At 51.9% G+C, this 9,022-nt stretch carries 9 protein-coding genes and 2 tRNA genes; 8 read left to right on the plus strand and 3 right to left on the minus strand.

Annotation, left to right across the window (positions count from 1 at the left end; all coding sequences use genetic code 11):
• The first annotated feature begins 20 nt into the window (after positions 1–20).
• Both folB and ACTHUE_RS07340 read left to right on the plus strand, forming a co-directional pair.
• Positions 21–371 carry a dihydroneopterin aldolase gene (folB, locus tag ACTHUE_RS07335; protein ID WP_004520156.1) on the plus strand — a complete coding sequence of 117 codons (351 nt, stop codon included), beginning with the start codon at positions 21–23 and terminating at the stop codon, positions 369–371.
• Positions 372–445: 74 nt separating this feature from the next.
• Positions 446–982, plus strand: a complete 537-nt coding sequence (locus ACTHUE_RS07340) for an NUDIX hydrolase (protein WP_004520157.1) — start codon at positions 446–448, stop codon at positions 980–982.
• Positions 983–1,111: 129 nt separating this feature from the next.
• Here ACTHUE_RS07340 and ACTHUE_RS07345 read toward each other — a convergent pair whose 3' ends face one another.
• Together ACTHUE_RS07345 and ACTHUE_RS07350 are read right to left on the minus strand one after the other, a co-directional pair.
• Positions 1,112–1,750, minus strand: a complete 639-nt coding sequence (locus ACTHUE_RS07345; RefSeq protein WP_440361185.1) for an alpha/beta hydrolase — start codon at positions 1,748–1,750, stop codon at positions 1,112–1,114.
• Between the two features lie 41 nt (positions 1,751–1,791).
• A complete protein-coding gene (locus ACTHUE_RS07350) occupies positions 1,792–2,586 on the minus strand; it encodes a polyamine aminopropyltransferase (protein ID WP_440361184.1) in 795 nt (264 codons plus the stop codon).
• A gap of 215 nt (positions 2,587–2,801) precedes the next feature.
• Between ACTHUE_RS07350 and ACTHUE_RS07355 the strand changes: the two genes are divergently transcribed.
• The 6 genes from ACTHUE_RS07355 to ACTHUE_RS07380 all read left to right on the plus strand — a co-directional run bounded on the left by ACTHUE_RS07355 (position 2,802) and on the right by ACTHUE_RS07380 (position 8,443).
• Positions 2,802–2,877, plus strand: a tRNA-Thr gene (locus ACTHUE_RS07355).
• Between the two features lie 36 nt (positions 2,878–2,913).
• A tRNA-Thr gene (locus tag ACTHUE_RS07360) sits at positions 2,914–2,989 on the plus strand.
• 128 nt (positions 2,990–3,117) lie between these two features.
• A complete protein-coding gene (gene panB / locus ACTHUE_RS07365) occupies positions 3,118–3,909 on the plus strand; it encodes a 3-methyl-2-oxobutanoate hydroxymethyltransferase (protein WP_049333454.1) in 792 nt (263 codons plus the stop codon).
• 119 nt (positions 3,910–4,028) lie between these two features.
• Positions 4,029–4,865, plus strand: coding sequence for a pantoate--beta-alanine ligase (gene panC / locus ACTHUE_RS07370; RefSeq protein WP_254323800.1), 837 nt, complete (start codon positions 4,029–4,031; stop codon positions 4,863–4,865).
• Between the two features lie 88 nt (positions 4,866–4,953).
• The gene (gene mutS / locus ACTHUE_RS07375) at positions 4,954–7,554 is read left to right on the plus strand and encodes a DNA mismatch repair protein MutS (RefSeq protein ID WP_440361183.1); all 2,601 of its coding nucleotides are present in this window, start codon (positions 4,954–4,956) and stop codon (positions 7,552–7,554) included.
• Between the two features lie 37 nt (positions 7,555–7,591).
• Positions 7,592–8,443, plus strand: coding sequence for a DUF5672 family protein (locus ACTHUE_RS07380; protein WP_440361182.1), 852 nt, complete (start codon positions 7,592–7,594; stop codon positions 8,441–8,443).
• A 43-nt stretch (positions 8,444–8,486) separates the two neighbouring features.
• Here ACTHUE_RS07380 and ACTHUE_RS07385 read toward each other — a convergent pair.
• The coding region (locus tag ACTHUE_RS07385) for a DUF4198 domain-containing protein (protein ID WP_440423189.1) at positions 8,487–9,022 on the minus strand (536 nt) is incomplete at its 5' end.

Consider the following 9,022-nt stretch of genomic DNA (forward strand, 5'->3'; position numbering starts at 1 on the left):
TCAAAAAAACGGACAGGCAAATGGATAAAATCTTTTTGTACGGCATGAAGGCCGATACTTTAATCGGCGTATATGATTGGGAACGCGAGCGTAAACAGACTTTGATTTTGGATTTGGAAATCAGTGTTCCCGAGCGTACCGGCACGAGCGACGATATCGGCGATACCATCCATTATGGCGAAGTATGCGAAGTCGTACGCCGCAGCCTTGCCGAACAGGATTTTTTACTGCTGGAAGCTTTGGCGGAATATATCGCCCAATTGATTTTAAATGATTTTGGTGCGGCCAAAGTGCGCGTCCGTATTGTGAAACCGGGTATCTTGCCCGATGTGGCGCAGGTCGGTATTGAAATTGAACGCGCTCGGGAATAAGGCTTATCTATGCCGTCTGAAAAAGGATTTCAGACGGCCTTTAATATTTTAATAATTTGGAAATGAGGTAAAAAATGGATTTGAAAGAAACTAAATTAAGCAGTGAGCCAATCTACGAAGGTTCTTTTGTTACCATCAGCCGCGATCGGGTGCGCCTGCCCAACGGCAACGAAAGCCAACGGGTTGTGATCCGCCATCCGGGTGCTGCGTGTGTATTGGCGGAAACGGAAGACGGCAAAGTTGTTTTGGTGCGCCAATGGCGTTATGCAGCCGATCAGGCGACGTTGGAATTGCCTGCGGGTAAATTGGATATTGCAGGCGAAGATCCTGCCGAATGCGCTTTGCGTGAGTTGGCGGAAGAAACGCCATATGTCGCCGACAGTGTCAAACTGTTGTACTCCTTTTATACCGCAGTCGGTTTTTGTGATGAAAAAATGTATCTTTACCAAGCGCAAGGCGTGCGTTTGGGCAGCGAGTTGAGCAACGATGAGGATGAAATTACAGAAACTGTCCTGATGAGCAAGGACGAGGTGCGTAATGCATTGGTAAACGATGAAATCAAAGATGGTAAGACTTTGATTGGTTTGCAGTATTGGTTGACTCAGAATTGAGATGTTAAGTAGAAAATCCTTGATGGATTTCTGAATACTTGAGCCTGATATTTGATAATAAGGTTTTCATACAAACAAGGCCGTCTGAAAAAGCTTTCAGACGGCCTTGTTTTATTTTGTAGCTGTATTTTAGCCTAATAAAGCCGGTGCAAACCGTGTGATCGTATCGCGTAAAACGATGAGTTTGCCGTGGAAGAAATGGGACGAGCCGGCAATGGTTACAACCGGCAGGCCTTGTGGTTCTGCCCATGTCAGGGCTTTGTTGATTTCAACGACTTCGTCTTCCGCGCCATGAATCATCAATGTTTTGGCGACGTTGGGAACGTCTGATGGTTCCGGGCGGTCGGTGTAGTGATGGACGGCGGCGCCCATCAGCAACAGCAAATCAGGCGTGCGTTCTTGGGCGGCAAAGGTGGAAACGTAGCCGCCGAATGAGAAACCGGCCAGAACGAATTGCGGTGCATCAGGATGTTGCGCTCGGGCGTAGTCGATAACGGCAATGCAGTCTTGCGTTTCGCCGCGGCCGTAGTCGTGTTCGCCTTCGCTATTGCCTACGCCGCGCAAATTGGGCAGGTAGCAATGAAAACCGAGTTGGCTGAGGGCTTTGGCGGCGGTTTGGATGACCTTGTTGGTGTTGGTGCCGCCTTGCAGGGGATTGGGGTGGTTGATGACGGCAACGCCGCGGGCGGATTCTTGTGTGCTTGGCAGGTAGATGGTTTCCAGTAAACCGGCCGGACCGGGGATTTGAATGATGTCGGGTTTGAGCATGAGTGTGTCCTTGTTTGTTTTTTCAGACGGCCTGAAACGGTTTACAGATAAAAATTCTTGCCGTTGTTTTGATTGTTGGCTTTCAAATCAACAAGCATCCGTTTGAAGTCCAAGCCGTATTTTTCGCTTAATTTTTCGGCGCGTTTTTTTAAGTTGTCGATATTTTGTTCTTTAGGGCTGCTTTGGAATGCCATGACTGCTACGTTGCCGTGGCTTTCGGCAGGCAGCTCGAGTACGCGGCCGTCAAAGACGTTGAGCAGGCGTTCGACAAAGCGTTGATAACGCTGGTCGCCGCTCCACCAGTTGGTAACAAATACGCCATCGGGAGAGAGGGCATTGCGGCAGTCTTGGAAGAAAGGCTCTTCTACCAAAGCATCGATAATCTGTTCGCCGTCAAAACCATCTACCAAAATTACATCGGTATTGTGGCGGAACACTTTAATATATTCCGCGCCATCCGCCTCGATAATTTCAAAATTTTCACCTTCGTGCGGCAATTCAAACAGGCTGCGCGCCACGGCGATGACTTGCGGATTGATGTCCACAGCGGTTTGCTTGGTGTGGGGCAGATAGCTGTCTATCCAACGGGCAAACGAGCCACCGCCCAAGCCGATTTGGGTGATGTGTTTGGGCGGGGTTTCTGCAAACAGCAGCCAACCCATCATGGCGCGGCTGTACGACAACACCAGCTCGGACGGATGATCGACATTCATAGAGCTTTGAATGGTGTCGCTGCCCAAGTGCAGGGAACGGATATTGCCTTCTTCAGAAATACCGACTTCGGGCAGATGGGATTTGGCTGGGCGCAGGCGGCGGTAAGGATGGCGGGGTGGCATGGGTGCAGACGAAAGATGTAAAAGGCGTTATTTTAACAGAAACCATGATGTTTTGTGCTGGGGCGGTTTTCAGACGGCCTTTGAGCGTGTTAGATTGGAAAATAAGGCAGGTATTTAATTTTCTTTAAAATCATTGGTTTTTATAATTTCGTGAGTAACTTTGTTTTAAAATGCTTGCCAAGATGGGAACTTATCGGCATAATGCCGACTTCCTTGCCGGTATAGCTCAGTTGGTAGAGCACCTGACTTGTAATCAGGGGGTCCCGAGTTCGACTCTTGGTGCCGGCACCAGTTAAAGACTGATGGTGCCACAAGGCATTTCAGTAAGCCGGTATAGCTCAGTTGGTAGAGCACCTGACTTGTAATCAGGGGGTCCCGAGTTCGACTCTTGGTGCCGGCACCAATTAAAAGCCCGATTGTGAAAGCAGTCGGGCTTTTTGCTTATGCTTTGATATTTTAAAAGCAGACCTTATAATACCGCGTTTCCATTACAACAAAGGGCTGCCCGTCGGGCGGAACACACAAAACACCATGATTACCGTAAACACTTTGCAAAAAATGAAAGCAGAGGGCGAGAAAATCGCCATGCTGACCGCTTATGAATCCAGCTTTGCCGCGCTGATGGACAATGCCGGAGTAGATGTACTGCTGGTCGGTGATTCTTTGGGTATGGCGGTGCAAGGCCGTCAGTCCACTTTGCCGGTGAGCTTGCAGGATATGTGCTACCACACTGAATGCGTGGCTCGCGGTACTAAAAATGCCATGATTGTCAGCGACTTGCCGTTTGGTGCTTATCAGCAGAGCAAAGAGCAGGCATTTGCGGCGGCGGCTGAGTTGATGGCGGCCGGCGCGCATATGGTCAAGCTCGAAGGCGGTGTCTGGATGGCGGAGACCACTGAATTTCTGCAAATGCGCGGTATCCCTGTTTGCGCCCACATCGGCCTGACTCCGCAATCCGTGTTTGCATTCGGCGGCTATAAAGTTCAAGGCCGAGGCGACAAGGCGGAAGCGTTGCTCAACGACGCTAAAGCGCATGATGCGGCAGGTGCGGCAATCGTATTGATGGAATGCGTTCCTGCGGAATTGGCGAAAAAAGTGACCGAGACCGTTTCTTGCCCGACCATCGGCATTGGCGCAGGCGTGGATTGCGACGGTCAGGTTTTGGTGATGCACGATATGCTCGGCATTTTCCCAGGTAAAACCGCCAAATTCGTGAAGAACTTTATGCAGGGCAAAGACAGCGTTCAAGCTGCGGTCAAAGCCTATGTGGACGAAGTCAAAGCAAAAACGTTCCCATCTGTCGAACATACGTTTGCCGGATAAAATAAAAACCAGGCCGTCTGAAACTTATTTCAGACGGCCTTTTCGATGAATAAAAGCGTATAATCGGCGCGTGATTCCCGTTGATGAAACAGCGGAAAAAATAAAGGATTTTTCAAACCATGCAAATTATTCATACGATTAAAGAATTGCGCGAGTGGCGCAAAACTGCCGGAAAAGTGGCATTTGTACCGACCATGGGCAATCTGCACGAAGGCCATCTTGCGCTGGTGCGCGAAGCAAAAAAACGTGCCGATAACGTTGTGGTCAGTATTTTTGTCAACCGCCTGCAATTCGGACAAGGCGAGGATTTCGACAAATATCCGCGCACTTTGCAACAAGATGCCGACAAATTGACAGGCGAGGGCGTTGCCGTCGTGTTCGCGCCTGATGAAAAAGAGCTGTATCCGAATGTAGAACAGCGTTTCAATGTCGAGCCTCCGCACCTGCAAAATGAATTGTGCGGCAAATTCCGTCCGGGCCATTTCCGCGGCGTTGCGACCGTTGTGACTAAGTTGTTCAACATTGTTCAACCCGATACCGCCTGTTTCGGCAAAAAAGACTATCAGCAGCTGGCGATTATCAAAGGCTTTGTCGAAGACTTGAATTTCAATATCGAAATCGTTCCTGTCGATACCGGTCGCGCTTCAGACGGCCTGGCACTTTCCAGTCGCAACCAATATTTGAGCGAAGCAGAACGCGCAGAAGCGCCCCGTCTCTATCAAGAGTTACAAAACATTGCCGCCGCCTTGAAAAACGGCAATCTGGATTACGCCCAGCTTGAAGCCGAATGTATCCGCCGTTTGACCGATGCCGGCTGGGTGGTTGATTACGTTGAAATCCGCCATGCACACAGTTTGGCAGTGGCTCATGTTGGCGATAAAGAATTGGTGGTGCTTGCTGCCGCACGTTTGGGTACCACGCGCCTGATTGATAATTTGGAAGTAGCTTTGGCTTAAAACCAAGCTGCTGTTAAAGGCCGTCTGAAACCTGTTTTTCAGACGGCCTTTTGTTACAATAACGCTTTTGCGTTTCTAAGGCTTTTCCATGTCCAAACCCACCGTTTCCCCGATGATGCAGCAGTATCTCGCCATCAAATCGCAACACGCCGACAAGCTGGTGTTTTACCGCATGGGCGATTTTTACGAGTTGTTTTTGGATGACGCAGTGGAGGCGGCAAAGCTGTTGGACATTACCCTGACCACGCGCGGGCAGATGGACGGCGTGCCGATTAAGATGGCGGGTGTGCCGTTTCATGCGGCGGAGCAGTATCTGGCGCGGCTGGTGAAGATGGGCAAAAGCGTGGCGGTGTGCGAGCAGGTGGGCGAAGTCGGCGCGGGCAAAGGACCGGTGGAGCGCAAAGTCGTGCGCATCGTTACGCCCGGCACGCTGACCGACGCGGCATTTTTGGAAGACAAGGAAACCAACCGCATCGCGGCGGTGAACGCGGATAAAAAACACATCGCCATCGCGTGGGCATCTTTGCAAAGCGGCGAATTCAAAACCAAGCTGACGACGGCGGACAAACTCGCCGACGAGCTGGCGCGTTTGCAGGCGGCGGAAATCCTGTTGCCCGAAGGCAAAAGCCTGCCTAATGGTTTTCAGACGACCTCTGCCAACATCACGCGCCTGAACTCATGGCAGTTTGCCGCCGACGCGGGCGCGAAATTATTGACCGAATATTTCGGCTGCCAAGACCTGCACGGCTTCGGTTTGGACGGCAAGGAACACGAAGCCGCTGTCGGTGCGGCGGGCGCGCTGTTGAACTACATCCGCCTGACGCAAAACCTGATGCCGCAACACTTAGACGGCATTTCGCTCGAAACCGACAGCCAATATATCGGCATGGACGCCGCCACGCGCCGCAATCTCGAAATCACGCAAACCCTCTCCGGCAAAAAATCGCCGACCCTGTTTTCCATACTCGACGGCTGCGCCACCCACATGGGCAGCCGCCTCTTGGCACTCTGGCTGCACCACCCCTTACGCAGCCGCGTCCATATCCGCGCCCGCCAAGAAGCCGTTGCCGCGCTGGGTTCGCAATACGAAACCCTGCAAGGCCGTCTGAAAAACATCGCAGACATCGAACGCATCGCCGCCCGCATCGCCGTCGGCAACGCCCGTCCGCGCGACCTCGCCGCCCTGCGCGACAGCCTGTTTGCCCTATCCGAAATCGAATTATCCGCCGAGGGTAGCAGCCTGTTGGAAACCCTCAAAGCCGTTTTCCCCGAAACCCTGCCCGTTGCCGAAACCCTCAAAGCCGCCGTAATGCCCGAACCCGCCGTCTGGCTTAAAGACGGCGGCGTCATCAACCAAGGCTATTGCGCAGAACTCGACGAACTGCGCCACATCCAAAACCACGGCGACGAATTCCTGCTCGACCTCGAAGCGCGCGAACGCGAACGCACCGGCCTCTCCACCCTCAAAGTCGAGTTCAACCGCGTCCACGGCTTCTACATCGAGCTATCCAAAGTCCAGGCCGAACAAGCCCCCTCCGACTACCAACGCCGCCAGACCCTGAAAAACGCCGAACGCTTCATCACCCCCGAACTCAAAACCTTCGAAGACAAAGTCCTGACCGCGCAAGAGCAGGCATTGGCATTGGAAAAACGCCTGTTTGAAGCCCTCCTCAAAGACATTCAGACGACCCTTCCCCAGCTTCAAAAAGCCGCCAAAGCCGCCGCCGCCCTCGACGTACTCTCCACCTTCGCCGCGATTGCGGCCGAACGCGGTTTCGTCTGTCCCGAGTTCGCCGACTATCCGGTCATCCATATCGAAAACGGCCGCCATCCCGTCGTCGAGCAACAAGTGCGCCACTTCACCGCCAATCACACCCGCCTCGACCACAAACACCGCCTCATGCTCCTGACCGGCCCCAACATGGGCGGCAAATCCACCTACATGCGCCAAGTCGCCCATATTGTCCTCATGGCGCACACCGGCAGCTTCGTGCCTGCCGATTCAGCCCAAATCGGCCCTATCGACCAAATCTTTACCCGTATCGGCGCATCGGATGATTTAGCCTCCAACCGCTCCACCTTCATGGTTGAAATGAGCGAAACCGCCTACATCCTCCACCACGCCACCGACCAATCCCTCGTCCTTATGGACGAAGTTGGTCGCGGCACTTCGACTTTTGACGGCCTCGCCCTTGCCCAAGCCATTGCCGAACACCTGCTGCAAAAAAATAAATCCTTCAGCCTCTTCGCCACCCACTATTTCGAGCTGACCAAACTGCCCGAAGCCCACGCAACAGCAGTCAATATGCACCTCTCCGCACTTGAACAAGGACAGGACATCGTCTTCCTCCACCACATCGAACCCGGCCCCGCCAGCAAAAGCTACGGTATCGCCGTTGCCAAACTCGCCGGCCTGCCCAACCGCGCATTGAAGGCGGCTCAAAAGCATTTAAACGATTTGGAAAACCAAGCCGCCGCCAACCGTCCGCAGTTGGATATTTTCAGCGCCATGCCGTCTGAAAATAGGGAAGATGAGGAAGGGAAAGAACAAGAAGTTGAGCCTGTCGATAATTTGCAGACCAATGAATTGGCTGAAGCTTTGGCGCAAATTCAGCCCGACAACCTTACGCCGCGCGAAGCCTTGGATGCCTTGTATCGCTTGAAAGATATCTGCAATAAGGCGTCGTAAATAACGTAAAGGCCGTCTGAAACAGGAGAAACATATAATGAGTTTTGCTGACATTACCGTGGTTAGTATTACCGGCGCAGATTCTTATACCGAGGGCACGATGTATGCCATTATCCGCAGCTGCGCCGAATTGCCCGGAAGCCGTGGATTGCTGATCAGCCCGAGTTGTCCGCAAGGTTTGCCGGAAAATATCCGACATCAGCCTTGCCGGAAATTCGGTTATTTAGAATACAATCTGTTTGTTTTGTACCAACTGATGTATTACATCGATACTGATTATTGTTTGATCGTTCAAAATGACGGCTGGGTGTTGAACGGTCAAAACTGGCAGGATGCCTATCGGGAATATGATTATATCGGCGCACCTTTGCCGATTTTGTTGGAAACCGAAGCAGACGGGCAGTTTTTCCTGAAAGGAACCGACCAATATTTGGCTAAACAACATCTGATTCAGACTTCTCCGAATTTGGACGAGCCGCAGAACGGCGGTTTCAGCCTGCGCAGCAAGCGGCTTTTAACCATGCCGCGACAACTGGGTTTAAATGTAGAAATCCGACCGCCTTTGCCGCCGAAAGACGAGAAAATTGCCGATATGGAATGGCTGGTACGGCTGCACCACGAGGATATGTTTTTGACGGCGCAACACCGTTATAGATTGCAGGACTTAGGTTTGAAATTTGCGCCTCCGAATATTGCTACGCAATTTTCTTCAGAAGTACCGTTTATCAATCGAATGAGGAATGTCCCTTTAGAGCGCGTCTTTGGGGCGCACTGGATGGGAAGTGTGGTCTTGACCGGCTGCAACCGTATCCGTTTTACCCAATTAAATGGTGATGAGTTGGAAACATTCTCCCGTTTTTTTAGAAATTTGGGTTATGAATTAGAATAAATGAAGGCCGTCTGAAAGTTCAGACGGCCTTTTTTAATGGTTGTTAATGATGATGGTGGGCATGGCGTGCGGCTGCGCGTTTGGTGCCGACAGGCACAATCAGCGTTGCGTAAGTATTATCTTTCTGACATACGCTTTTATCGCCGTAATCGGTCTCGTTCACGACTTTGATTTTCCACAAACCGTCAATCAGCGTAATCACATTGACCACGCCGTTTTTATCGGTTTTGCCGGAGAAGCCTTGAGGCTCGCGGTGGTCATGGGTTGATTCCAAGTCCATTTCCGCCAAAGTGTCCGAGCTGGCGGTAACGGTGGCTTTAACCAAAGGCTCGCCTTTGTACAGGACTTTGACCGGCAAAATACCGCCGGCTTTGACTTCGTTCGGATTTTTCAGCGGAACCAGTTCCAGCTCTTGGCCGATAGGGCGGGTCAATACAGCTTCATCAACTGCGCCGTTGCCCACTTGGACAAAGCTCTTGCCGAACATTTGCGATTGTTCGCAATAGGTGGCACCGGCCAGCTGTTTCAAGGTTTGCTGTTTCCAGCCGTCTTGGTTTTTCGACCAGAAAGTCGGTTGGT

The organism is Neisseria sp. P0021.S005, from assembly GCF_051956955.1.